The following is a 24071-nucleotide window of genomic DNA, read 5'->3' as shown; positions in this document are numbered from 1 at the left end:
TTGATTCCTGTTACAGCACTTCCTAAAATGGCGCTATCCGGTGAAAACCGATAGAAACCAGTACATTGCACTGGCCCTATCACCACGGGCCTTTGCATTCGACACTCTAGCCGAGGGAATATGCTGAAAATACCCAGACACATGCGGGGACTGATCGAGGTCACAGCACAACAGGTTGCTAGCGTTATGGCATCGCAAGGTAACGAAGATGCGCCTGTCTCTTACTGCGTTGATGACTTCCTGCCTGACTCCGTTCCCTATTACCACCATGAAGCTGAAACCGAAAACTATCTACAAACCATTTTTCAGGCGGTCAGATTTGGCGTAATAAAACCGATCCGCGCCTCAGCGACACACGCATGGGGCGACACCACCAACATATGGACAACCAAGATTGACATAGACACTATCAATCAACACACGGAAATTCACGATGCCACCTTCCTGGCTACCGAGATTTGGCCGTGGGCTAACCAATTACTTTCTGATGATTCACCCTGGTATGGCTTTTCCGATCCCAAAAAAGACACGCCATTACCAGAAAATTGGGGTGAATTCGCCAATCGTGATACCGCATTACTTCTTATCGCGGGTTTGGCAAAGGCGCTTGAAGGTAAAAGCGGTGGTGTTTATAAGTGGGGCAACAAGCTGAATCAGAAAAAACTGGCAGAAGATGCAGCGCTTGCGGTGAGTTGCGCACTTGGCACCGGTGAACCCGACAAAACAGAATCTTTTCGTAAGTTAATTGGCGAAGCGCTGGCAGCCATGTCGCTTAACTCAGACGCATAATTGACGATCACAGACAGAGTAACGGCCAGATCAGATTCTGGCCGTTACCAAACCGGCACCACTCATTACCTAACTCTATTTCTGACCCAGCCAACTATTTCCCCCGACTTACCACACTTTGACCGGTAATCCCGGTTAACTATTCGTACCGAACGGATAGCATCGGTTTTACTGGAGATCCTTGTTTATGAGTCTGTTAGAAAGAAAAATCCTGCTGAAAAAAGAAGTGAAAGCTATTTTGCGTGTCAGCTCTGACAGCAGCTTTCAGGAAATGATCAACGCCGGGGAATTCCCGAAAGGCTTTCGTATTGGCCTGCGCCGCGTAGGTTGGTTTGAAGATGAGGTTAACACCTGGCTGTCACAACGGATTGCTGAACGCGATCAGCAATCCGGGAATTAACCCGTCAGGCACAGGCGCGGAGGCTGAATAACACCGCCGTCGCCACCGTTTTGATCTTATTTCGATTCAATTACCGACCAACCGGAGTTTGACTCATGATGTCATCGCCATTCATGGCCGTTCGCGGTCAGGGGCTGAATTACGCCCAAAACAGAGCAACGCCCTATTCTGCCAGCCACACCAGCGGTGCTTATTTTTTTGATTTATCGCGCTTTTCAGCGTCCAGCTTACGCCCGCAGGCATCCAGCACCCAGGCGGAAAAATTGGCGTTCGGGTTATCGGCTTTCTCCCGCTCTACGCTGGCGTCGATCTCGTCGATAAGTTCATGCGGAAAGCGGATGCCCTTATATATTGATTTGTTGTTTTTGTGGCCTGTCGGCATATTTCCTATCCGCTCCATTCATTTTGATATTGATAACCATACGATACGACCTGGACACAATAAAGTGTTTAAACAAAAAACCGTTGACGTGTTTAAACACTTAGAGTTATGTTGTTTAAACACCTTGTATGAAGGTGTGCAACAAATAGCGAAGCCCGGCAGTGCTGCAACACATACCGGGCCTCTAACCGCAACGTTAAAAGGAGTAACGTCATGGCTGGTTCACAGTCTACCCAAACTCGCCCCAAATTTCAGTATCGCTTCCTGGCGCTGCGGCGTCACTCGCCAAATACAGCTCCCCGCCCGCTTGCCGTTGAAGCCCACAGCGAAGCAGAAGCACGCCGCCATCTGGAGCCGGATTTTATTCTGGTCTTTGCCGGTCGCCTGCCAGTTCAGGAGGTGCGCCATGTTTGATAACACCCCGCTGGAGCTGGATGAAATTATCGACCAGTGCCGGGCGCTGGCGTATGCCATCGTCGAACTGGAGCAGCCAGAAGCCAAAGAGATCCTGATGTTTATCCTGTGGGAGCGCCTTGATTGCCTTTACCGCACCCATTTGCAGGAGCAACAGACCCCGCTGATGCTGGAGGAGCGGGCCGATGCGTAATATCGACCTTATCCGTGACACCGCCAGTGCGGCGCAAGGGCGCTGGCGGGCGGTACTGGCCCAATTGGGGATTACGGTTCCCGATAATGCCCGTCAGCACGCCCCCTGCCCGGCGTGCGGGGGTAAAGACCGCTTCCGTTTTGATGATGACGGGCGCGGGGCGCATTTCTGTAATCAGTGCGGGGCCGGTGACGGCCTTGAACTGGTGCAGAAAGTCAGGCAGTGCGATATCACCGCTGCCGCACGGCTGGTGGCGGAGGTGGTCGGCACGCTGCCTGCGTCTTCTGTCGCTGCGCCAGCAGACACCCCCGCCGCCAAACGCCAGCGCTTTCTGCAACGCTATCAGGCACTGACGCGTCAGGCCGTGCCGGGCGTATCGGCCTATCTGGCTGGGAAAGGGCTGGCAGCCACGTACCCGCTGCTGCCGGATGGCCGCCTGTTGCTGGCGTTACAGACAGCGGAGGGCACCATCACGGCAGCGCAAACCCTCGCCCCGGATGGCAAAAAGCGGTTGCTGACCGACTCGGCCAAAACCGGCGCGTATCACCCGGTCACTACGCCCACCCACCCCGACACGGTTATTTTGGCGGAAGGGCTGGCAACCGCGCTGAGTGTCAGCCAGATGAACCCAACGGCCATGACGGTGGCCGCCATCGACGCCGGAAATCTGCTGCCGGTGGCCCGCGCCTTGCGCGCGCGCTTTCCCACTGCCCGGCTGATAGTGGCGGCGGATAACGACACCGCACCGGGCAAGGCCAACACTGGCAAACAGTGGGCGGAGAAAGCCGCCCGCGAAGTGAACGGCTGGGTGGCGCTGCCGCCGACCGATGAAAAGGCCGACTGGGACGATTACCGCCAGCAGGCCGGTATCGAGGCGGCAACTCGCGCCTTTCAGGCATCGCTGTATCAACCGACCGACGACACTCCACCGGCCAGACGCGAGCCGCTGGCCCCGTTTGTGGACAGCCGCGCCACCGGGGTGTACTGGGTGACGCCCAAAGCCGACCGAGACAGCGGCGACATCATCCAGCACGAGCAGTGGTTATGTTCCCCGCTGGCGGTGGTGGGGGTCGGGCGTGATGACGCCGAGCAATACCTTATCCTGCGCTGGCAGCCTGCCGGGGCGACACAGGCCGTGACCGCTGCCCTGCCGCTGGCAGACGTGGGCGAGCGCGAAGGCTGGCGCACGCTCAAGGCGGGCGGCGTGACCGTCACCACCCGGCCCTACCTGCGCGCCATTCTGGCCGACTGGCTACAGCGCCAGCACAGCGGCGAGGTCTGGCATATCGCTCACAGCACCGGCTGGCAGTGCGGCGCGTACCTGATGCCGGATGGCGAAGTCATCGGCACCCCGTCGCGCCCGGTACTGTTCCGGGGCCGCAGCGCTACCGCCTCCGGTTACGGCATCAGTGGCACGGCGGAAAGCTGGCGCGAGTCGGTGGCCCGGCTGGCATCCGGCAACCCGTCGATGATGACCGCCATTGCCGCCGCTCTGGCCGCGCCGCTGATTGGCCTGTCCGGTTCGGACGGCTTTGGGCTGCATTTCTATGAACAGTCGAGCGCCGGGAAAACCACCACCGCCAACGTCGCCACCAGCCTGTACGGTGACCCGCAGGCACTGAAGCTGACCTGGTACGGCACCGCGCTCGGTATTGCCAACGAAGCCGAAGCCCATAACGATGGTCTGCTGCCGCTGGATGAAGTCGGCCAGGGAAGTGATGCACGGTCGGTGTCCACCTCGGCCTACACGCTGTTTAACGGTGTCGGCAAATTGCAGGGGGCGCGGGAAGGCGGCAACCGGGAGCTGAAGCGCTGGCGCACGGTGGCGATTAGCACCGGGGAAATGGACATGGAAACCTTTCTCGCCAGCGCAGGCATTCCCCCCAAAGCCGGGCAACTGGTGCGCCTGCTCAATCTGCCGCTGGAGAAGGCCCAGCAATTCCACGGCTACCCGGACGGCAAGGCGCACGCCGATGCGCTGAAAGCGGCGTATCGCACCCATTACGGCGCAGCCGGTCGGGCATGGATACGCTATCTGGCCGAACACCGCGAGGACGCCATACAGGCAGTGAGCGAGGCGGAAACCCGCTGGCGCAGCCTCATTCCTACTGATTACGGCGAGCAGGTTCACCGGGTGGCGGAGCGCTTCGCCATTCTGGAAGCGGCGCTACTGGTGGGGCGGGCCGTCACCGGCTGGGAGCCGCAAGCGTGCCGGGATGCGATACAGCACAGCTTCAATGCCTGGATTAAGGAATTCGGCACCGGCAACAAGGAGCACCAGCAAATCACCGCCCAGGCGGAAGCCTTTCTGAATACTTACGGCCTCAGCCGCTATGCGCCGGTGGGGTATGACCCGCGTGATTTACCCATTCGGGAGCTGGCGGGTTACCGCGACAAGGGTAAACACGACGATGAACCGATGGTGTTCTACACCTTCCCGGCCACCTTTGAAGCGGAAATCGCCAGAGGGTTTAACGTGCGCCATTTTGCCCGCGTGCTGGCACAAAGCGGAATGCTGAAGCCCGGCGCTGACGGCAAACACACCCGTAAATCCATACGGGTGGACGGTCGCCAGCCGCGTTTTTACGTGCTGATGTACCTGCCGGAAGAGGCGGAAGCGACCGGCTGACGCTAACGCGACGAACAACGGGGTTCACGTGGTTCAGGGGGTTCATGACAGGTAACTACCTGTTTTATCACTCAGTGAGTGAATTTTTTGAACCACCGGTGAACCCCGTATTACCTGTTTTGAACCCCCATCCACTGAACCACCCGGTGAACCCCGTTTTACTGGCGGGAAGGGGTTCATTATCAGTGAATATTTCACCACCGTAAAAATACAACCTACTGATTTTACATCACTAAAATACGTAGCCTGCTAACGTGAACCACAAAACCACCTGAACCACCGGCGCATGGCGTGTTATACGGCTGGCGTAAAAAATCACGCCGACCGATGCCGCCTTACCCCATGCATCATAGAGAAATATATATACCCGTCATACTTCAAGTTGCAGGTGTGTTGGCTGCGTTTGCTCACCCGAATCACTTACCTGAGTAAGCTCATCGGGATTCGCTCACTTGCCGCCTTCCTGCAACTCGAATTATTTTGGGTATAGGTTTTACGGTGAACGTCGGCGGGATGGCAGAAAAACGGAGTACCGCAATGAACGAGCGTAAAAGATTACTGAAGCGCTATCAGGCGCACCATGACCGTAAGATGGCCGAACACCGGGCCTGGGCCGCTACCGGCTATGACCCGCAGCACAGGCCGCCGCTGGAGCCTTATCCTGACGAACTGCGCGGCCTGCAATGCTGCGCCACCACACGTGCCGGAACCCCCTGCAAACGCACGGACATTTACCGTAATGGCCGCTGCAAATACCACGGCGGCAAAAGTACCGGAGCCAAAACGCCGGAAGGCAAAGCCCGCCAGTTAGCAGGCTACCGCCGCTGGCTGGAGAGCAAACGCAAAAACGAAGCCGCTACGGCATAACGTGCGCAGTGGTTCGCATCGGTTCGCACCAGCGCTGGCGGGTGCGAACTGCGAACCAGTGGAAAAATGGCTAACGCCACGTCATCGATCAATTTTTCAATTTATAAGACATGGAGATATGCCAAGGATTTTATATAATCTATGTTTGAAAAATTTAGAAATAGTAAGTGTTATAATCTTCACTGATAAATTCATTTTTTATTGAAAATGGCTGAATAAATTCTAAAATACTTAACTATTGCTTAAGTTAATTTAGTGTAAAATGAGTGCTATTATGGAATTAGGAATCAAAATAAATATAAAAGGTATTTTAAAAGTTACCACATTATCACCAATATTTATAACTTTTGTCGCTTTGAGCGTGAATTGGGTTTACCTTAATAAACTTGGGCGGCTTGATGTATTCATTGAATCAGTAACATTCAAGGAGTTGTTTTTTATTATTGCAACATTCCTTTTTATTAGCACCTTGCTAATTTCCGCTATTTTATTTATGCCATCGCTGCTTCTTTCTGTTTTACTCAAAGAAAAAAACAGTATGTTATATAATTACCCCAAGATAAAGTTAAACTACATTAAGGCGTTTACAATAACATCCTTGGTTGCAATAATTGTATTCTATTTTTCATCATGGATGGTGTATAAACAGAAGGTTTTAGGGGGGGTAGCCTTCTCATTGGCAGCTATTTTTGTTTTTTTTATTGCCATGACTCTCTGTTATTTAATGAATAAAAGATTAATAAATGAATCTTTGCAACATAAGAACTTACAAGTAAGAAAAAAACAACTTATAAATCTAAATTTATATATACCCGCATCATTGTTCATGGCAACATTTGCATATTTCTCCTTGCTTACTATTGTTTTTAATAAAACCAATATTCAAGAAGGTTTTAGTGAGGAAATACAATTATTTTACCTGACTACTGTCTCTCTTTTTTTTGCTATGTTTTCTATATTGCCCGGTTTTTTTTACCTCACAGAAAGTGAGAATGCCAATATTTTTGAACGTACCTTTTCTATCTCAGGTGCTATGTTGTTTTCCATGCTTGCAATGTCATTGATAATCACCCCAATACCTGTAATCATCATTCATGCCACAATGAAACTATCAGGCATTAGTGATTATAATAATCATTATTATATTTTTGATAAGAAAAATTATCCTGAGGAAATCTTCGACAAGATAAAATGGAAATATTCTCTTTTAAGAGATAATGAGAAGGCATCTATATATGGCGCAAATATTTTTTCTTTTGGATATATAAAGTTAGTATGCCCTTCAGAAGTATTGGAACACTACAACAGAAGTATGAAATCGAATCTTTTAGAGATGGATCATGATAAAAAGCTAAATGAAGCATTAGCAGAAAAAGCCAAAGAATGCATTCCGTTTAAAAAAGATGAGGTCAAGGAAGTCAATGGGCTATATTTAAAAGATTCATGATTTTCGCTGTTTGATTCTATTTGTAAGGTGGCTTTTAGAGCCATCTTTTTTCGAGTCATAGATAATACTCTTTGAATTAAAACTATAGTTTATTTAACTAGGTGTAAGATAATTAATTGTATCACCATTTAGTTGTTTTTACTCTTTGATGTACAGTAAAACTCAAGCTTTTATATTCTAACAAAATCATTAATGTGCATTATAAAATATCAACAGCGTTTTTATCCTATCATACCCCCCCGTAAATGGCTTTTATTTATGTATTTTTTTGGGGGGTTAACTTACCTATAAATTAATATACTCCAGAGAAAAAACATTGCTTTTTGATATTATTGCCTTTCTGATTAATATATTTCCTTCATGCTCACATCTATTTTTATTCATTGTTTCAACAATATTTCTTATTAATTCAATTTTTGATTCTGGAAAATTACAACCCAATGTTATGCTCAATATTTGAGCATTTATTTTATTTTTGTCATGATATGGATAGTTGTATCTTTCATAAAAAACTTTATCGTTTTTGTAAGATAATAATCTTACTTCTTCCTCATATGACCATTCATTATTCTTCGTTAATAAAAATTGATTAAATATATATTTATCTTGATCTCTATTTCTTTTACCACCATCAGTATATTTAACCTCTGCAATACCAACTCCTTTAGATAACTCTCCTTTAAATTGAAACTCAACCATTAAGCCTTCATGGTTTTTAGTATAGTGAGACCACATTAAAACCGAGTTTTTATTTTTAGAAAATGAACAGATCCTGTAATCGGAATGTATAATGTTTTTTTTACCTATGCCATCTAATTCTGGAAATTCAATTGGATCGTTTAATTGATTTTTTTGAGGGAAATAAAAATAGCCATTAATTAATGAATCTATCGTATTTACATTCAATGGGTAATATTTATATAGTCTATTACCTATGAACGGAGACCATTTGCATGACTCAACCAAATTAATGTTAAGATCATCTTGCAACTTTTCAAATCTATCATCAGGAATTAAAAACGAGTTTTCCTTTGCATGTTGAATGTAGTTTGCCAATATAGAATAATCAAAGTCTTTATATTTCCCCATAAGCTCAACAGCCTTTTCGAAATACTCAAAAGCTTTTTCTTGGGAAGCAAGGTTATCAAAACAAACACCCAATGCATTATAAGTATAAATAGTTGATGGGCTTTTTTCATGATATTCATTTATTTTATCAACTACTTCTTTGTAATGTTTGTTTTCAACCCCTAAGCTACAGAATTCCATGAGGCTTTCATGTGTGAAATATAATTCCGAATTATTATTTCGCAATCCTTCAAATCTATATTTGAAGTGTTCGCTATCCCATTTTTCTCTTAATCTCTCTAATTCATCAAACAACTCATTATAAAGAAAATGATTCAATAGCTCAGAGTCTTCTAACAATTGCTCCGCATCTTGATACGACTTAAGAGCAGCAATATCATGATAAAAGTAGTTATTTTTGTCGTATTGCTTTTTTAGCTTATCTAAAATACGGCTTAGACAAAATGCTTTATATAAGCCTCGATACTCTTTATCAACGAGTTGATTTTTATTTGAAATATATTTTAAAGCTTCTTCATCAAGATCTATCTTCAATTGGATTTGTGATAAAAGAAGATAAACGCGAGATTCAAAATCATAGTGAAGAAAAGTATTATTAGTCAACCCATCTCTGTAATGTTTTATCACATCCCAAAACTTCCTGGCTTTGAATGCTTTTAGAATAAGAACTGATTTTGTGGGATTCGCTCCTCCTTTTAATGATTCCTTCAGATATTCTTCATATATTCCTAGACTATCACCCTCAAGAAATTTATCTGTTTCAAAAAAATACAACTTAGACAAGGATGTTTTTTTATCTATCTTACCAAGTCGATAATATTTAATTAGAATATCAACATTGACCTTATCCATTTGGTGAATAAGATCCACCCCTTCATCAATGAAATTAAGGTTTAAATAAGCATGCAAAAGATATTTTTTTGTGTTTTCTTCACTGAAAATTTCTTTATCTAAAAGTATTTTTATCAAGAAACTCCATTCGTCATTTGAATAACCACTTAAATTAAAACCATCAATCATTGTGTTTTTTAATTTATCTTTCACTGCCTTGATATTTTTGTTTTTGTAATCTATCTTTAATGATTCCAAGAATGCTTTTAAATCTCTACTTGCACGATAAATGCCCCACCATGCATCTGAGTTATCTCTGTCTAATTCAGTCGCTGCTCTAAAGAACGATTCTGGTACATGACGCTCATATATTGCGGAGTATATTTTTAATGCAACATCCCCAAGATATAAATAAGCATAAAATAATCCACCATGTATATTTGATATTTTTTCCAAAACATCTTTTGTGTCTTCATTTTTTGACTCGAGTAAGAAATACAAAAATCCATAGTAATCATCATTATCGACTAATTTTCTTTCATCTTCTAAAAAAGATAATCTTGAGTGCTTTTTGTTCTTTATTAGGTTAACTATTTCTTTTTCATCCATTACCTAAATCCTCTTTTTTATTTTTAATAAAACAAATTTTATCTCGATGGCTTTACAGTATATTATTACCCCATAACACTATTCACAGTAGAATGACACCTGATAAATATTCTGTAAACCATAAATTTTTGACGTTCTCAGTTTCATCTATAGCCCGGTTTAGAGGAGAGCTTACACCTCCCGCTGAAAAAACAGCTAGATGCCACCTGAGACCTGAATATGGTCAAACTGGATATTGTCAGATTATTTTTTATGCTAAGTAAGCTCAAAATATTAACTGTAGCAACATTAGGTAGGCAAAGTGCGCAATGTGATCCTACGCCTTGGATACTACGAAAAACCTGAGTGTCAAGATCAGATAGTACAGAATAAAGAGAGGCCGTAAGCCTTGCCCGTGTTGCGATCACACCATGACTGCGCAATCTGAATTGCGCCGTGCGCAGCCCAAGTGCGCAAAACGAAACCGAACGGTAGCCACTCGCAAATCGGCCTCTAGCCCTTGCGATGGCTGGCTTTGGCAGATATTGCGCACCGGTCTTCATTTTTGCCAGAATCATATTATTTCGTATTCAGATTGCGAACCCTGCGCATGTTGATGCGCACTGGAGGCGGATAATGCGTTACCAGACGAGAAGTTACACCACCGATTTGCCACGTATTAACCTGCAATTTCTCACCCATTTGCGCGATAAGTTGAGTAATGCAGCCCCAAACACGCAGGTTTACTGCGACACAGAGAGTGGAAGACTCTATTTATCACGATATTCAGATGGCTACAGCGCCACCATTAACGGTGTCACGCGAAGAATCGGTATTACAGCCACACGCGTAGGGTATGGTGTGCGTGAATGGTATGTTTGCCCCCACTGCGGCGAACGGGCAGCAAAACTGTATATCGGGTGTAAAGATATTGGCTGCCGAAAATGCTGGCATCTTCATTACGCCAGCCAAAGCAAATACGAAGCCGACCGTTTATTACTGAGTGTGCGCAAGCAGCGCCGGGCGATTTGGGGCGATGATTTCCCACCCGCAGACAACTTGCTTAACCCTGCTCGGTGGCTTGCAAAGCCAGCCCGAATGCGCTGGGAAACCTTTGAAAGAAAGTTAGCCAGGTTGATAAAAACCGAGGCTGCATACTGGCGGGTGTCAGATGCGAAAATGGCACGAATGACAAAAAACCTCATTCAGCGGTATGAAAAATGGTATACGTCTTTCATAGATTAGTAGCGACATCCCCTGGTTCTACCGAAACCTGATATCAAAAAACAGACCAGCAGAAGCAAGGATTAACCATGTCTGGACTATTTAACACGGTCGACTCATCCAATATGTTCGTGCATCTTCAGAAAAAATGGGAGTCATTTTACCACACCCCTTCCGAAGAAAGGCTGATTGATACGCTGCTCCCACTGTACCATCTCAGGGAATGGATATGCCCAGGCGGCCCAGCAAGCTACAAAAACAAAGATGAGTTAACAGCCGAAGAAAAATTACACAGTTTTCTGTATACCTATCCACCCTATGAGGTAGTCAAAGAACTTTGCAATCGAACAAAGCATTTTAAGAAACAAAACAGCGATATAAATTTGGACGTCATTCAAGGAGCCAGAGCAGGACTGGCAAAGGCAGGTGACTCATTAGGGGCAACATATTTTACTGTTGATGAAATTGATATCCGGGATATCTTTATGGCTGTTTACAGTGTCTATTACCAATATTTTGAGACAGTGAAACAAGGGAAGCATCCTTCATTTACCCCGTCTGACAGTGAAGGTTGTTAGTCGAACGCTGAAAAGGTGTACATGTTTTTATGGTGCCCTTTTCAACGTGATTTTTCTCTATGGGACTACGATTGGGACTACAATGTTAAATTTCAAAAAATAAAAATAATCAAAATCAATAGCATGAACAATAAATTCAATTTCTCTCGTGTTTCGGTAAGTCTCGTTTACTACCGGAAACCCCACAGAAACCCGCATCTTCTCTGAGTTTGCGGGTTTTTTGTTGCCTGTTATCTGCCGGGATACCCCGTTTACAGCCGGAAAGTTTAGTTATACGCTGAGTTATACCGCCCCATATAACTACAAAAGCGTATAACTACCCCTCTGACCAATACCGAGATCAAACCTGCCGAGAAGGAATACACGCTACAAGACGGGGACGGGTTGTATCTATTGGTGAAACCGAGTGGCTCTAAGAGCTGGCGCTTTCGCTATTACCGTCCTGACGTGCATTAATCAGCTTTGGCGCATTCCCTGCGGTTTCTTTGGCCGAAGCCAGGCAACGGCGTGAATCAGCAAAAGCACTGACAAGCAAAGGCATCAATCCACAATTTCACCAGCAACAGCAGCGCGAACAAGAGCAAGCCATCAACCTGAACACGTTCGCCAAAGTCGCCGCCGACTGGTATGAAGTGAAAAAATTGCAACCATTGGGCACGAACCGCATTAACGTTATCTGACCCGCGCGAGCACAATACACGTTGCCATTCATGCTATACTATCTATTCTTAACGCTTTGAATTCCATGAGAACATACAATGCGCTTTGATGACTGGCTGTGGCGAAAAAAACTGATAGGGTTGCTCGTCGTCGTCGTGGTAATTGAATTGCTTTTGTTAATCGTGCCATGGGATCACCTCTGATGCGCGATGCCGGTGATTCTCATCAAAAATAAGTCGTTCTGTGAATAAGCCAGACGTAATATAGTGAGCGTTATGGCTGTCAGACTAGATCCCTCCGAGCTCCGCCTCAGGCGACGGACTGATAAACACAATAAAACTCTTTATGAGGTTTCAATGAACAGACGACAGACTCCCTGCATAGCGTTTGGTCTGGCGCTATTATCGCTCACAGCCTCTGCCGCTGACGGTTATAAGACACTGAAATTTGGCGCGTCTGCCGCCGCCATCCGCCAGCAGGCGAATTGTTCTCTGCGCGGGCCGGAAACCATTTTGGGTCAAACCGTCTACATCTGCCCGGATTTCAGCTTTGCCGACAAAAAAACACAGGCCATTTTTAGCTTTAATAACGACAAATTTACCCGACTGGCAATATCGCTGACGATGACGGATGTGCCCGCCGTGGTTGAAGGGCTGAAAAGCAAATATGGCATGACAACCGCCTTGTCAGCCGATGATGTTGACACGTTCATGAATAAACCCAATACCCGGGTGATAGCTAAATTTGATAAAGACACGATAACCATGGTGTTTGACAACAGCATAGATAATCAGAAAAGTATCTATCTGGTCTATAACGCCAGTAACAGTGTGACGGCAGGGCCGGCCGCCACTGCAACCACCAAAGGTATTACCAAGGACGATCTGTAAGCGAGGTCATCCCGCGCCAAACCATGTTGCCGCCGGTTATCCGGCCCGGGCGGTTATCCGGCATAATAAATACGCCACACCTTTACCAACACCGCTGCTGCCACGACCCAGCATCCTACCGCCAGCAGCAATGCTGCTGGCAGCCGCAGAAACCCCGTAAAATAATAGAGTGATATCAAATAGATGAGGTAGGGTATAACCGCCCAGATGCCAAAGAGGATGGTTGCGCGTAATGCCTCCAACCCCCGCTCGCTGCCCACAATGTAGTGCGCTATCAGGGCAAAGGTGGGAAATAACGGCACTAGCCCGGCAATATAATAATTTCGGGTTTTAGCCAGCACACCAATGATGAGTACCACCAATGCGCCCAACAGTGCTTTTATCAATATGGCCATCATCGCCCTACCCTACTCTCGCAATACCCGTCACACATCAAATTGCAGGCGCGCTACGCTTATGCGGCGCAAAACGCAGCGCCATTACCATGAGCACGATGACCCCTGCGGCCATAATCAGCCATGATTCCATTAGCCCGCGCGTATGCTGGCGAATGATCCCGGCCAACAGTGGCATCAGGCTGGCTATCAGATAGCCACCGCCTTGAACAAACCCCATCATCGCGCCAGCCTGTTGAGGATCATCCACCTTATCAAGCGCGATAATCAATGACAGCGGGAACAACGCACCGATACCAAGCCCGAGCGCAATCATCACCGGCAGCACCAGCACCTGTGGTGCCAGAATCAGCCCGGCCAAACCGAGCAGCAGCAGTAACAACACCGGCAACAGCAGGTAACGTCGGTCGGGAAAACGGTTAATCAGCAGAGAAACCAGCAGGCCTGCTACCACTTCGGTCAGCGTCAGCCCGCCTAACAATAGCCCGCTGTGAGCCGCACTCCAGCCGAGCTCGCTATAATAGGGCGGCAACCACGCCAATACCAAGGTATAGGCTCCGGTACCGATGCCGAAAAAAAGCATCAGTGACCAGGCTCGTACCGGCGAAGAGATACCGGTTGAGTGGTGAGCAGCGGGCGCGGCTGGCGAATACAACGATAGGGCTATCAGCCAGGTAATGGTCGCAAGCGTTGCCAACACGCTCCAGATGGCAAGTGCGCCGTCCCATTCCAGGGTATCGGCGAGTGGCGAAATACTGGCAGCCGCCAGCGCCGCACCGGCCATAATCGCGGTGGTGTAAAGCCCCATCATGCGACTGCTTTGTCGGATAAAGCGTCGCCGAATAAACGACGGCATCAGAGCCTGAATCAGCGCAATACCGGCACCGGCAAGTGCTGCTGTCGCCAGCAAACCGGTCGTGTCATTCAGCCAGCCACGCAGCAAGCACGCGAGGGCAATACCGAAAATCCCCAAACCGATCCCCCGGTGCTCACCCAGTTTGGCCTGTAGCTGACCGCCATACAATGCACAGACTCCCATGGCAAAAACCGGCAATGTCGTCAATAAGCCCGCTTGAGCATCGCTCATACCGGTTGCCGCCTGAATCTGCGCCAGTAATGGCCCGACGCCCGCCAGCACGGGTCGAAGGTTCACGCCCAACAATAGAATCGTTAACACCACAAAAAAGGGTGTTCCTGCACCTCTGGTGTATGACATAGCGCTCCTTATCAGCCTTAACGGCTTGTTTGACGACATGGCCTGATCGTAGAATATCTTCACCAAAAGAATCTTAACGTCAAGATAAATATTGATGACTACAGACCGTGCCGATGAAGCTTACACGCAATGGCAGCGTGAACGACCGGATATAGACGCTTTTACCATGCAGGTTATCGGGCGGCTGCTTGAGGCGGCCATGAGGCTTGAGCGGGATCATCTCAACCCGTTGTTTGCCCGTTTTTATTTGCGTCCTGGGGAGTTTGATGTGCTGGCGACGCTGTATCGCAGCGGCAACCCTTATGCACTGACCCCGACACAACTTTATGAAGCCTTGATGATGTCCTCAGGCGGTATGACTAACCGCATCGACCGGCTGGAACAGGCGCAACTGGTATTACGACAGCCAAATCCACAAGACAGACGCAGTGCGCTGGTGGTATTGACGCCTGATGGGATAACACTTATTAATCAATTACTCAACGTCCATATCGACAATGAGCGCCAGTTGCTGTCTGCACTGAGTCTCAATGAGCAACAACAGCTTAATGAGTTACTGAAGAAATTACTGACAGGTTTGCCTGCGGCATAAAAAATCCGCCCGAAGGCGGATTTTTACAACGTCAAAACGTCAACACGCGCAATTAGAAGCGGTAGCCAACGCCAACGTTCCAGCTGCCAACGTCAACGCTGCGGATACGGCTCTGCTCGTAACCAACATCAAAGGCAACGTTCTGAACCGGGTTGAACTGCAGGCCGGCACCGTAAACAAAACCAGCATCGCTCACGCTTTCGTTAGCAGAGCCGTTAGTTTCGTTAGCGGTAAATTTACCTGCGCTCACGCCCACCACGCCGTAGATGCTTGCCCAGTCGTTAAAACGGAAAGACGGGCCAGCGCTGAAACCGTAGTACTGGGTTTTGCTGTAAACGTTGTCAACGGTTTCGCTGTCTTGCAGGTAGGTAAAGGAACCGACCACACCCAGTTGGCTGTTGTCGAATTCATAACGGTATTTCAGGTTAAAGCCAGGCAGCTTGTTTTTAGCGCCCTGAGCATCGCCCTGAGCATAACCAAGAGAAACGGTGCTATCACCAGCAACAGCACTACCTGCGCTGATAGCCAGAACACATGCTAAAGCAGAAAGACACGCAATTTTTTTCATAATATGCCTCGAATTATCTTACGAAGGAAAATTAAAGCGAGCCAAATATAACAAAAAATTAGGGCTAATGCTGCCTGGTTATTATTTTTCAATTATGGAAAACATGTAAGATTATATTTCAAAAAAGACATAAATAAATGATTTTTAAATAAAAATAAAGTTCAAAAAACAGTAAAAAAAATAGCAGAATAGTCACGCATGATACAGATTTTTCTTAATGTTTTGACTATTTTTCAGGCTGAATTTATATCAAAAAAAAGATCGCCAAATAGAGCGTAAATTAAAGTCAATAAGAGTAAACTACCCATTAATTATTTGTTCATTTATTGCCTGATGTCTTCAATCGCGGCCTGAAATTTAAGACCCTGCTCATGACCTTGCTTGCCTCATTTAAAAACACTGTATTACTGCCAGTATTATTGATTGTTGTCGCCATGCTCTCTATCCAGTCTGGCGCAGCACTGGCGAAAACCGTGTTTCCCTTGACTGGCGCATCCGGTATGACGGCGCTGCGGTTGGCTATCGGTACGCTGATTTTGCTGCTGATCTTTAAGCCCTGGCGACGTCATCTGGGGTCAGGGCGTTTGGCGCTGTTTGTCTATGGCATCACGCTTGGCGGCATGAATTATCTGTTTTATCTGGCACTGCGTACCGTGCCATTAGGGATTGCCGTCGCACTGGAGTTCACCGGCCCACTGGCCGTTGCCATGCTCTCATCACGACGGGTGCTGGATTTCGTCTGGATAGCATTGGCGGCAACCGGGCTCTGGCTGCTCTTACCCCTTGGACAGCACGCCGACAATCTCGACCTTGTCGGCGTCGCTTGCGCGGTGGGCGCGGGGGTTTGCTGGTCTGGGTATATCCTTTTTGGGCAAAAAGCGGGGGCCAGCCACGGCGCGGGCACGGTTGCACTCGGTTCATTGATAGCAGCGGTGGTGTATTGTCCGCTTGGTCTGATGTTTTCAGACATCCGGGTACTGCTGTCGTTCGATGTGTTGCCGATTGGCATTGCTGTTGCACTGTTGTCTACGGCATTACCGTATTCGCTGGAAATGCTGGCGCTCACTCGCTTGCCCGCACGAACCTTCAGTACCTTGATGAGTCTCGAACCCGCTATCGCAGCACTATCCGGTATTGCTTTTCTGCATGAGCAACTCTCTGCACTACAATGGCTGGCGCTGGCATGCATCATTGCCGCTTCACTTGGCACCACGTTAACAGTGAAACAAAAACCGACGCCAGCCGGTTAACTCGCCATCCATCGCTATGCATGACACAGGCTTCAGGCTATCTCTGATATAGACCGAACTGAACAGCCAGCATGAAGGGCTGCGGTTATACTGAACGCAACTAAAAAACGCTACCGCCACCGCGATAGCCAGTCATTCATGAAGTGATACCCGTGTATTTGTCATCATTTGCGCTATCAGGTAATACCGTCACCGGAAAAACGCGCGCTAAACAGACGAACACAGGGTCAATGCAATAGCGAGGATAAAAGTATGCGTACAGCAAAACTGGTAAAAACGGCGTCACAAGAGCTTATTTTCACCCGTAACGATCTGGACGATAGCGTTAAGATCGCAACCATTACTCTGCTCAACCAATTAGTAGTGGACTTTACCGACCTGTCGCTGATAACAAAACAGGCACACTGGAACTTGCGCGGAGCCAATTTTATTGCCATTCATGAGATGCTCGATACCTTCCGCACCTCGCTTATTGCTCACCTCGACACCTTTGCCGAGCGGGTGGTTCAATTAGGCGGCGTTGCCAGCGCCACGATTCAGGTCGTCAACGGTCAAACCTCTCTCAAGCCCTACCCGCTTGATATCCACCGCATCGCCGATCACCTGCATGCGCTGGCCGATCGTTACGCCGTGGTCGCCAACCATGTGCGTAAAGCTATCGCACAGGCACAGGATGAAGATACGGCTGACATACTGACCGCCGCCTCGCGCGACCTGGATCAATATCTGTGGTTCCTTGAAGCGCATTTCGAATAAGCGCATTTCGAATAAGTTGTCATTTCTGACCGGCGGGTATATCGCCGGTCATCGCACTCGCCCCCAGCCGCCGTATTTCACCTCAGGCCGTCCTCTGTAGCTGGCTTTTATTTTATGCAAAATAAACGCATTAATATTCATTGCGTTTATACAATCAGCACGAAACGTACAAAAAGTTAGCGCTTGTCAGCAATATTGCCGCCGAAATGTAATCAACGGTTGTGTCCCATGCACAATTCAGTTATTGATAGCAACGCATTCCATAGGCGTTTGTGATGGATGCAGACAAAAATAACAGGTTTGCCGTCCTGTTCTGGCAACAATTCCCCCTGTTTCGTTTCCCCACCGCGCTGATATGGCGGTTCACTATCACGCACGTTATGCCGGGGGTTGCCCAGCGCGACACTATCAGGCAGCGACAGCGCATTCAGCATGCGCAGGCAGTCAGAAGGTGGGCGACACGTAGCGATCATAACCACTAACACGAGGAAGGACGTTTTGATGAAATCGTTGTTTAAAGCTTCACTGGCCGCACTGGCGCTGGCCTTTAGCCTGTCGGGTCAGGCGGCGGAAAAATCGCTGATTGTGGCGACAGATACTGCCTTCGTGCCGTTTGAATTTAAACAAGGTGACAAGTACGTCGGCTTTGATATCGACCTGTGGGACGCTATCGCCAAAGAACTCAACCTCACCTACACACTAAAACCGATGGATTTCAGCGGTATCATCCCGGCATTGCAGACGCGCAACATCGATCTGGCGCTGGCAGGGATCACCATCACTGAAGAGCGTAAACGCGCAATCGATTTCTCTGACGGTTACTACAATAGCGGCTTGCTGGTCATGGTGCAGGCCGACAATAAAGACATCACTGGCGAACAAAGCCTGGCGGGTAAAGTGGTGGCAGTGAAAAGCGGCACCGGTTCGGTAGACTATGCCAAGGCCAACATCAAATCCAAAGAACTGCGCCAGTTCCCGAATATCGACAATGCCTATCTGGAGCTGGGTACTGGCCGTGCTGATGCGGTGCTGCACGATACGCCAAACATCCTTTATTTCATCAAAACGGCGGGTAACGGTAAATTTAAAGCCGTCGGCGACTCCATCAAAGCCCAGCAGTACGGCGTCGCTTTCCCGAAAGGCAGCGATGAGCTGCGTAATAAGGTGAATGGCGCACTGAAAACCCTGCGTGACAACGGCACTTACGCAGCCATCTACAAAAAATGGTTCGGTACAGAGCCGAAATAACAGACTAAACCGCCGTGGCGTCGCCGGGTGAACCGTGCGCCGCCACGTTATTGGCGGCGTTATTGCTTGCTGGAGAATATTCATGCAGTTTGACTGGAGTGCCATCTGGCCGTCCGTTCCGTTATTGTTGGAAGGGGCAAAAATGACCCTGCTGATTTCGGTGCTGGGGTTGCTCGGTGGTTTGGTAATTGGCGTTCTCGCCGGGTTCGCACGCGTTTACGGCGGCGGATTGTCGAACCGGCTTGCGCTGGTATTCATTGAAATTATTCGCGGCACGCCCATCGTCGTGCAGGTGATGTTTATCTATTTTGCGCTGCCGATGCTGTTTACCTCGATACGCATCGACCCATTTAGTGCCGCCGTGGTCACTATAATGATCAACTCCGGCGCGTATATCGCAGAAATCACGCGCGGCTCCGTCCTCTCTATCCACAAGGGTTTTACGGAAGCCGGGTTAGCGCTGGGGCTGTCACGCCGCGATACGCTGCGCCATGTGATTGCGCCGCTGGCGCTGCGCCGCATGCTGCCTCCGCTTGGCAACCAGTGGATTATCAGCATTAAAGATACCTCGCTGTTTATCGTTATTGGCGTGGCCGAGCTGACGCGTCAGGGCCAGGAAATCATCGCCGGTAACTTTCGCGCGCTGGAAATCTGGAGTGCGGTGGCCGTTATCTATCTGGTGATAACGCTGGTGCTGAGTGCCGTTTTACGCTGGCTGGAAAGAAGACTTAAGATTATATGATTGAATTTAAAAACGTATCGAAACACTACGGCCAAACGCAAGTCTTGCATGATATCAACCTACAGATTCAGCAAGGCGAAGTGGTGGTGATAATCGGGCCGTCGGGTTCAGGCAAATCCACCTTGCTGCGTTGCATCAATAAGCTCGAAGAGATTACCAGCGGCGAGCTGGTGGTGGATGGTCTGAAAGTCAATGATCCGAAAGTCGATGAACGCCTGATTCGTCAGGAAGCGGGCATGGTATTTCAGCAGTTCTACCTGTTCCCACACCTGACGGCGCTGGAAAACGTGGCCTTTGGCCCGATTCGGGTACGCGGCGCCAGCAAAGCCGATGCCGAGAAGCTGGCTCGTGAGCTGTTGGGAAAAGTGGGTCTGGCAGAACGCGCCCACCACTACCCGTCAGAACTCTCCGGCGGGCAGCAGCAGCGTGTCGCCATCGCCCGTGCGCTGGCCGTCAAACCCAAATTGATGCTGTTTGACGAGCCGACCTCCGCACTTGACCCAGAGTTGCGCCACGAGGTGCTCACGGTGATGAAAGACCTGGCCGAAGAAGGTATGACCATGGTCATCGTGACGCACGAAGTCGGTTTTGCGCAGAAAGTGGCCTCACGGCTGATTTTTATTGATAAGGGCCGCATCGCCGAAGATGGCCACCCGGATGCGCTTATCAGCAACCCGCCGAGTGAACGCCTGCGCGAATTCTTGCAACACGTCTCCTAAACGCGGTTAAGGCGGAGGCCACCTGGCCGCCGCCATCATCAGCGCCTGCCTAACCGGGCAGGCGTTTTTCTCGCCACGCGCCCCCCCAAGGCAACCCGCTACCACAGCCAGACACCCTAGACGCTGCAATACCTGCAATACCTGCAATACCTGCAATATCCGAAATACTGGCAATACGCACCACTTACCTACAACGACAGGTTGGCATTTTTCATGACTTGCTATACGCTGCCGGAGCCATCGGCACACTATTTTTAATGGTGTTTTAAATCAGTCAGTTATAAATTCTGCCAGGATATCGCTCCATGAACACACGCGTTAACAGAGTCTGTCTGGATAATCCGCTCTCTTGCGCTCATCGCTACTCTCGCGGCTTTTCACGCACACACATCAGGCTATGTCGGCTTCTGGCCAGCGCCCTGTTTAGCCTGTGTGCGCTGCATGCTCAGGCAGACGAAACCGCCGCCAAAACCTGCGCTGGATCGGTAGCAGGCGTGGCACAACAGCGTTTTGATACCGCTGACCAGGACTTGCCCTACCCCAAAATCAATGGCCTGTATCAGCGCCCGGCGCAGACAGGCGTGGCACTGGTTGGCACGAATGACGGCCTCGCCAACAAGTATGTCGAGCCCATCCATCGCGCGCAGGAAGGCGATTACCTGTTATTGCATGCCGGTGAGCACTTGACGCTCGCCGGGCAAGGTTATTTTCTGTTGCGCTGGGATTTTGCCTACTACAACCACGGCGGCACGCTGCTGGCAGACAATGCGCCGCTGCTGACGCTCGCCCAGGGCCAGGTGAAGCGGGTAGCGCTCACCGATCGTTATGCGCCGGATTATCCGCTGGACGGCATTCCCGGGCGCTCAGGTGTCTGGAACGCAGGCCTTCAGATAAGCACCGCACAACCGATGGTGCCGTTTTCCGTCGGCCAGCCTGCGGGCAACGGTGAGGTGATGCCAACGCTGTGGCGCAATGAAATTTTCTATCTGGATGGCACCGTCACACTCACCCAGCGTGAAGGCGATGTGGATTATAATCTGGCCGTCACGCCGCTGACGCTAGCCGAGGTCAATCAACAACTGGCCGATACCCGCCACCGCGCCAGCGCGCAGCGGCTGCGCAATGGTATCTCGCTTGACCCTTATACCGGTGAAACGCAGCCTCCGGCCTCGCCCGATGCGCTCAGTGCCGCCGTTCTCTCAGGCTCCGTGGTGCAACTTGATTGGCTTAATTGTTCGGATAACGAACGAGGGGTGATTGTCGAATACTCCTATGGCGGCAACTTTGAGGAAGGCGCTGACGGTACAATAGCCAAAGCCTATGCCGCAGGCGAAGCCTATACCAGCGCTGAATCGCTGCCACCGGGCAGCACCTCGATTGAGATTGGCACGCTCACCCCGGCTACGACCTACGCATTCCGGGTGAAAGCCTACAATCAGGCCGGTGATTCTGCCTACTCCAATGTGGTCAGTGTCACCACGCCGCCCGCGCAGGCACCAGACGAGGCCTGGAAAACACAGGATATCGGCAAACCGGCGCACGCAGGCACAACCCATGAAGAGAACGGCGTGCTAACGCTGGAAGCGCAAAATGGTGAGATGTGGAGCGCAGAAGACAACACCTACTTCGTCTACCAGACGCTGAAAGGCGACGGCAGCCTCACCGCCCGCCTGATAGACCTGCGCTACAGCGCACCGGATGCCAAAACCGGCGTCATGATGCGCAGCACCCTGAGCGCCAACAGCGCGTATGTCCTGAGCGGTTACACCGCCTCAGCCGGTGCCATGTCACAGTGGCGTAGTCGCGATGGCAGCGCCACCGGCAATAAAGGCCGCTTCGCCAAATCAGACGACGGCAGTCAACCGCTCTGGCTACGCCTGACCCGTGACGGCAACGCCTTTATTTCGCAGGTGTCATACGATGGCGTGAGCTGGAGTCTGCTGAATAAGCAGATCAATCAAAACATGCCAGATACGCTCTACGTCGGCCTGACCTTATCATCACATTCGGGCAGTCACCCGCATGGCAACCATGGTGGTGCCGTTAGTTTTGATAACGTCAGCATCAAGCGCTGAAAACGACAGGAGAGGCCCGCGCCTCTCCTGTTTTACTGTTTCAGTGTTTCATCATTGAGAATTAATGCCGTTTTTTCCCCTCCAGCACCGCATCATGCAGGTTCAGGCGCTGCCAGAAGTTAGCGTCTGTGCCACCTGACGAGAGCGGGTAGCCGTCGGCAATCGCGGTTTTTGCCATCAACGCGCGGCGCTGGGCGGCGCTTAATTGCGGCAACGGGCCTTCCAGTAACACTTCCGCCCCTTGCGGCACCTTGACCGGTTCGGCGTGAACTTTCGCCACCGGCAGGTTATAGGTCATGGTATAGCGGTAGAACGCTTTCATGGCCGGGTCAGTGTATGGGTCATTCTTGCCTTGCGGTTTGGCGCACTCGGCAAGCGTGGTGCCGCAGGCTTTTTCCAGCGCGCCGCGCAACTGGGCTTTGGCCTCATTAAACAGCATGCGGTATTTCGGGTCATTGAGGAAATGCGCCACACTGCGCTGTGCCGCCATGCGCCCGCCCATCACATCCAGCGGATAATGCACCCCCAGCACCAGCCGGGAATAACCATAGGTCGCCGCGCGATCCATTAACGGCACGAAGCGCTCAGGCAGCATTTGCGCCAGCAACAACGCATCATTATACCCGCCGTTGGTATGGCCGCTGGGGAACGACCCACCGGATGCGGTGTAGCGCGCATTGTCCATCACGACGGCGGTATCCGCCACCAGATGAATACTGTTCCCTTTCTGGCGGAACGGGCGCGGGTAATCAAAGGTGTTTTTCGCCATCGAGGTGCTGACGTTGGTCGCCTTAATCAACGCAGCCGCTTTACCGATGTCTCCTTTTTGGTAGACATCCAAAAACGCCTTGCCCAGTTTCGGCCCCAGCGCTTCGGCCAGGGCGTAAAGGTAACGGGTATTTTCTGCATCAATCAGCGCCTTCTGGCGCAATGGCAAGGTCGCCTCAAGGTTAATGCGCTCAACCGTTGCCAGATTTTTCTTCAGCACCGCCTCCGGCAGCGTTTTGAACCCTTCGAGCAGCTTTACGCTGGCCTGTTGCTGATCTTTGGCATTAAAGCTATAGCCCGTTGACTTCAGCCAGGCCATATCCCCCTGCGGCTCCCCCTGATCCGGCGCTTTATCCAGCACCGCGCGAGTCAGTTTAGGCGCATTGCCTTGCAGCGCTTTTTGCAACAGCTGTTGCACTTTTTGCTGCATTTCAATCACCGGCGCGCTATTGCTGGCTTCGGTGGTGGTTTGCAGCAACTGTACCTGCTGCAACGGAGAGTCAATCGAAGGAGCGGCTTGCGCCTGTACCGCCGTCAGTGCGCAGACAACAGCCATAAACACAGAAGAGTAACGCATGATATGTCCTTTTTATTGTCACAAAGAAGAAACTGCATCAGCCTAATCGCTGCGGATGACAGTTAAGTGAAACTTTTTTAATAACAGGCACTTTCACTGCGAGTATTGCCAAACCAGTATAGGTGCAGGCCACCGCTGGCGCGAGAGAGCCGTACCGGTTTAGCGATATGAAATGCTGATAAAC

Annotated in this window: 23 protein-coding genes and 1 pseudogene; 18 read left to right on the top strand and 6 right to left on the bottom strand. The window is 49.7% G+C overall.

Annotated features, from left to right (window positions below; genetic code table 11):
- Window positions 1–120: 120 nt before the first annotated feature.
- Window positions 121–789: a hypothetical protein gene (locus O1Q98_RS00280; RefSeq protein WP_125259765.1), complete on the top strand. Its 669-nt coding sequence runs from the start codon at window positions 121–123 to the stop codon at window positions 787–789.
- A 187-nt stretch (window positions 790–976) separates the two neighbouring features.
- Entirely contained in the window at window positions 977–1189 is a 213-nt protein-coding gene (locus O1Q98_RS00275) for a helix-turn-helix transcriptional regulator (RefSeq protein ID WP_015854054.1), read from the top strand.
- Between the two features lie 190 nt (window positions 1190–1379).
- On the opposite strand, the gene O1Q98_RS00270 is transcribed toward O1Q98_RS00275, so the two are convergent.
- Window positions 1380–1571 (bottom strand): YlcI/YnfO family protein, encoded by a 192-nt coding sequence (locus tag O1Q98_RS00270; protein ID WP_024109876.1) that lies wholly within the window; start codon window positions 1569–1571, stop codon window positions 1380–1382.
- Between the two features lie 213 nt (window positions 1572–1784).
- On the opposite strand from O1Q98_RS00270, the gene O1Q98_RS00265 reads away from it, so the two are divergent.
- The 5 genes from O1Q98_RS00265 (at window position 1785) to O1Q98_RS00245 (ending at window position 7121) form a co-directional block, all read left to right on the top strand.
- Window positions 1785–1985, top strand: a complete 201-nt coding sequence (locus O1Q98_RS00265; RefSeq protein ID WP_027712313.1) for a host cell division inhibitor Icd-like protein — start codon at window positions 1785–1787, stop codon at window positions 1983–1985.
- Window positions 1978–2178, top strand: a complete 201-nt coding sequence (locus tag O1Q98_RS00260) for a hypothetical protein (protein ID WP_027712314.1) — start codon at window positions 1978–1980, stop codon at window positions 2176–2178. The genes O1Q98_RS00265 and O1Q98_RS00260 overlap by 8 nt, the downstream gene beginning before the upstream one ends.
- Complete coding sequence (locus tag O1Q98_RS00255; RefSeq protein WP_278142514.1) at window positions 2171–4807, top strand: TOPRIM and DUF927 domain-containing protein; 2637 nt, start codon at window positions 2171–2173, stop codon at window positions 4805–4807. The genes O1Q98_RS00260 and O1Q98_RS00255 overlap by 8 nt, the downstream gene beginning before the upstream one ends.
- 537 nt (window positions 4808–5344) lie before the next feature.
- Window positions 5345–5674: an HGGxSTG domain-containing protein gene (locus O1Q98_RS00250; protein WP_125259818.1), complete on the top strand. Its 330-nt coding sequence runs from the start codon at window positions 5345–5347 to the stop codon at window positions 5672–5674.
- Between the two features lie 274 nt (window positions 5675–5948).
- Window positions 5949–7121, top strand: a complete 1173-nt coding sequence (locus O1Q98_RS00245; RefSeq protein WP_125259819.1) for a hypothetical protein — start codon at window positions 5949–5951, stop codon at window positions 7119–7121.
- A 285-nt stretch (window positions 7122–7406) separates the two neighbouring features.
- Here O1Q98_RS00245 and O1Q98_RS00240 read toward each other — a convergent pair whose 3' ends face one another.
- On the bottom strand, window positions 7407–9650 hold the full coding sequence (locus O1Q98_RS00240; protein WP_125259820.1) for a DUF2971 domain-containing protein: 2244 nt from the start codon (window positions 9648–9650) through the stop codon (window positions 7407–7409).
- Between the two features lie 615 nt (window positions 9651–10265).
- Between O1Q98_RS00240 and O1Q98_RS00235 the strand changes: the two genes are divergently transcribed.
- The 4 genes and pseudogenes from O1Q98_RS00235 to O1Q98_RS00220 all read left to right on the top strand — a co-directional run bounded on the left by O1Q98_RS00235 (window position 10266) and on the right by O1Q98_RS00220 (window position 12981).
- A complete protein-coding gene (locus O1Q98_RS00235) occupies window positions 10266–10874 on the top strand; it encodes a hypothetical protein (protein WP_125259821.1) in 609 nt (202 codons plus the stop codon).
- A 68-nt stretch (window positions 10875–10942) separates the two neighbouring features.
- Complete coding sequence (locus tag O1Q98_RS00230) at window positions 10943–11431, top strand: hypothetical protein (RefSeq protein ID WP_125259822.1); 489 nt, start codon at window positions 10943–10945, stop codon at window positions 11429–11431.
- A gap of 339 nt (window positions 11432–11770) precedes the next feature.
- Window positions 11771–12108: pseudogene (locus tag O1Q98_RS00225) on the top strand (integrase arm-type DNA-binding domain-containing protein); the annotation flags it as partial.
- Between the two features lie 339 nt (window positions 12109–12447).
- Window positions 12448–12981 (top strand): hypothetical protein, encoded by a 534-nt coding sequence (locus O1Q98_RS00220; RefSeq protein ID WP_125259824.1) that lies wholly within the window; start codon window positions 12448–12450, stop codon window positions 12979–12981.
- Window positions 12982–13034: 53 nt separating this feature from the next.
- Here O1Q98_RS00220 and O1Q98_RS00215 read toward each other — a convergent pair whose 3' ends face one another.
- Together O1Q98_RS00215 and O1Q98_RS00210 are read right to left on the bottom strand one after the other, a co-directional pair.
- A complete protein-coding gene (locus O1Q98_RS00215; protein ID WP_125259871.1) occupies window positions 13035–13376 on the bottom strand; it encodes a GlpM family protein in 342 nt (113 codons plus the stop codon).
- A 37-nt stretch (window positions 13377–13413) separates the two neighbouring features.
- Window positions 13414–14592, bottom strand: coding sequence for an MFS transporter (locus O1Q98_RS00210; protein WP_125259825.1), 1179 nt, complete (start codon window positions 14590–14592; stop codon window positions 13414–13416).
- A gap of 94 nt (window positions 14593–14686) precedes the next feature.
- On the opposite strand from O1Q98_RS00210, the gene O1Q98_RS00205 reads away from it, so the two are divergent.
- On the top strand, window positions 14687–15184 hold the full coding sequence (locus O1Q98_RS00205; RefSeq protein ID WP_125259826.1) for a MarR family winged helix-turn-helix transcriptional regulator: 498 nt from the start codon (window positions 14687–14689) through the stop codon (window positions 15182–15184).
- A 52-nt stretch (window positions 15185–15236) separates the two neighbouring features.
- Here O1Q98_RS00205 and ompX read toward each other — a convergent pair whose 3' ends face one another.
- Window positions 15237–15752 carry an outer membrane protein OmpX gene (gene ompX, locus O1Q98_RS00200; protein WP_125259827.1) on the bottom strand — a complete coding sequence of 172 codons (516 nt, stop codon included), beginning with the start codon at window positions 15750–15752 and terminating at the stop codon, window positions 15237–15239.
- A gap of 371 nt (window positions 15753–16123) precedes the next feature.
- Here ompX and rhtA point away from each other — a divergent pair, with 371 nt between their 5' ends.
- The 6 genes from rhtA to O1Q98_RS00170 all read left to right on the top strand — a co-directional run bounded on the left by rhtA (window position 16124) and on the right by O1Q98_RS00170 (window position 22542).
- On the top strand, window positions 16124–17002 hold the full coding sequence (rhtA, locus tag O1Q98_RS00195; protein ID WP_125259828.1) for a threonine/homoserine exporter RhtA: 879 nt from the start codon (window positions 16124–16126) through the stop codon (window positions 17000–17002).
- Between the two features lie 252 nt (window positions 17003–17254).
- A complete protein-coding gene (gene dps, locus O1Q98_RS00190; protein WP_125259829.1) occupies window positions 17255–17758 on the top strand; it encodes a DNA starvation/stationary phase protection protein Dps in 504 nt (167 codons plus the stop codon).
- A 501-nt stretch (window positions 17759–18259) separates the two neighbouring features.
- Window positions 18260–19006, top strand: a complete 747-nt coding sequence (glnH, locus tag O1Q98_RS00185) for a glutamine ABC transporter substrate-binding protein GlnH (RefSeq protein WP_125259830.1) — start codon at window positions 18260–18262, stop codon at window positions 19004–19006.
- Window positions 19007–19088: 82 nt separating this feature from the next.
- Window positions 19089–19748: a glutamine ABC transporter permease GlnP gene (glnP, locus tag O1Q98_RS00180; RefSeq protein ID WP_125259831.1), complete on the top strand. Its 660-nt coding sequence runs from the start codon at window positions 19089–19091 to the stop codon at window positions 19746–19748.
- Window positions 19745–20467 (top strand): glutamine ABC transporter ATP-binding protein GlnQ, encoded by a 723-nt coding sequence (gene glnQ, locus O1Q98_RS00175; protein ID WP_035342664.1) that lies wholly within the window; start codon window positions 19745–19747, stop codon window positions 20465–20467. Before glnP ends, glnQ begins: the two co-directional genes overlap by 4 nt.
- A 305-nt stretch (window positions 20468–20772) precedes the next feature.
- Window positions 20773–22542 (top strand): fibronectin type III domain-containing protein, encoded by a 1770-nt coding sequence (locus O1Q98_RS00170; protein WP_240632768.1) that lies wholly within the window; start codon window positions 20773–20775, stop codon window positions 22540–22542.
- A 61-nt stretch (window positions 22543–22603) separates the two neighbouring features.
- Here O1Q98_RS00170 and O1Q98_RS00165 read toward each other — a convergent pair whose 3' ends face one another.
- A complete protein-coding gene (locus O1Q98_RS00165) occupies window positions 22604–23887 on the bottom strand; it encodes an acid phosphatase (protein ID WP_125259832.1) in 1284 nt (427 codons plus the stop codon).
- Window positions 23888–24071: the final 184 nt, after the last annotated feature.

This window comes from Dickeya lacustris, from assembly GCF_029635795.1.
GTDB lineage: Bacteria > Pseudomonadota > Gammaproteobacteria > Enterobacterales > Enterobacteriaceae > Dickeya > Dickeya lacustris.
Note: the sequence above shows the minus strand (reverse complement) of the source record. Positions and strands in the feature narration are given on the sequence as shown.

Coding starts and splice junctions, on each gene's coding strand:
- O1Q98_RS00205 (WP_125259826.1), top strand. CDS start 14,687: ATGACTACAGACCGTGCCGATGAAGCTTACACGCAATGGCAGCGTGAA.
- O1Q98_RS00275 (WP_015854054.1), top strand. CDS start 977: ATGAGTCTGTTAGAAAGAAAAATCCTGCTGAAAAAAGAAGTGAAAGCT.
- dps (WP_125259829.1), top strand. CDS start 17,255: ATGCGTACAGCAAAACTGGTAAAAACGGCGTCACAAGAGCTTATTTTC.
- rhtA (WP_125259828.1), top strand. CDS start 16,124: ATGACCTTGCTTGCCTCATTTAAAAACACTGTATTACTGCCAGTATTA.
- O1Q98_RS00165 (WP_125259832.1), bottom strand. CDS start 23,887: ATGCGTTACTCTTCTGTGTTTATGGCTGTTGTCTGCGCACTGACGGCG.
- O1Q98_RS00280 (WP_125259765.1), top strand. CDS start 121: ATGCTGAAAATACCCAGACACATGCGGGGACTGATCGAGGTCACAGCA.
- glnQ (WP_035342664.1), top strand. CDS start 19,745: ATGATTGAATTTAAAAACGTATCGAAACACTACGGCCAAACGCAAGTC.
- O1Q98_RS00265 (WP_027712313.1), top strand. CDS start 1,785: ATGGCTGGTTCACAGTCTACCCAAACTCGCCCCAAATTTCAGTATCGC.
- O1Q98_RS00240 (WP_125259820.1), bottom strand. CDS start 9,650: ATGGATGAAAAAGAAATAGTTAACCTAATAAAGAACAAAAAGCACTCA.
- O1Q98_RS00250 (WP_125259818.1), top strand. CDS start 5,345: ATGAACGAGCGTAAAAGATTACTGAAGCGCTATCAGGCGCACCATGAC.
- O1Q98_RS00255 (WP_278142514.1), top strand. CDS start 2,171: ATGCGTAATATCGACCTTATCCGTGACACCGCCAGTGCGGCGCAAGGG.
- O1Q98_RS00260 (WP_027712314.1), top strand. CDS start 1,978: ATGTTTGATAACACCCCGCTGGAGCTGGATGAAATTATCGACCAGTGC.
- glnH (WP_125259830.1), top strand. CDS start 18,260: ATGAAATCGTTGTTTAAAGCTTCACTGGCCGCACTGGCGCTGGCCTTT.
- O1Q98_RS00215 (WP_125259871.1), bottom strand. CDS start 13,376: ATGGCCATATTGATAAAAGCACTGTTGGGCGCATTGGTGGTACTCATC.
- glnP (WP_125259831.1), top strand. CDS start 19,089: ATGCAGTTTGACTGGAGTGCCATCTGGCCGTCCGTTCCGTTATTGTTG.
- O1Q98_RS00220 (WP_125259824.1), top strand. CDS start 12,448: ATGAACAGACGACAGACTCCCTGCATAGCGTTTGGTCTGGCGCTATTA.
- O1Q98_RS00245 (WP_125259819.1), top strand. CDS start 5,949: ATGGAATTAGGAATCAAAATAAATATAAAAGGTATTTTAAAAGTTACC.
- O1Q98_RS00230 (WP_125259822.1), top strand. CDS start 10,943: ATGTCTGGACTATTTAACACGGTCGACTCATCCAATATGTTCGTGCAT.
- O1Q98_RS00170 (WP_240632768.1), top strand. CDS start 20,773: ATGAACACACGCGTTAACAGAGTCTGTCTGGATAATCCGCTCTCTTGC.
- ompX (WP_125259827.1), bottom strand. CDS start 15,752: ATGAAAAAAATTGCGTGTCTTTCTGCTTTAGCATGTGTTCTGGCTATC.
- O1Q98_RS00270 (WP_024109876.1), bottom strand. CDS start 1,571: ATGCCGACAGGCCACAAAAACAACAAATCAATATATAAGGGCATCCGC.
- O1Q98_RS00235 (WP_125259821.1), top strand. CDS start 10,266: ATGCGTTACCAGACGAGAAGTTACACCACCGATTTGCCACGTATTAAC.
- O1Q98_RS00210 (WP_125259825.1), bottom strand. CDS start 14,592: ATGTCATACACCAGAGGTGCAGGAACACCCTTTTTTGTGGTGTTAACG.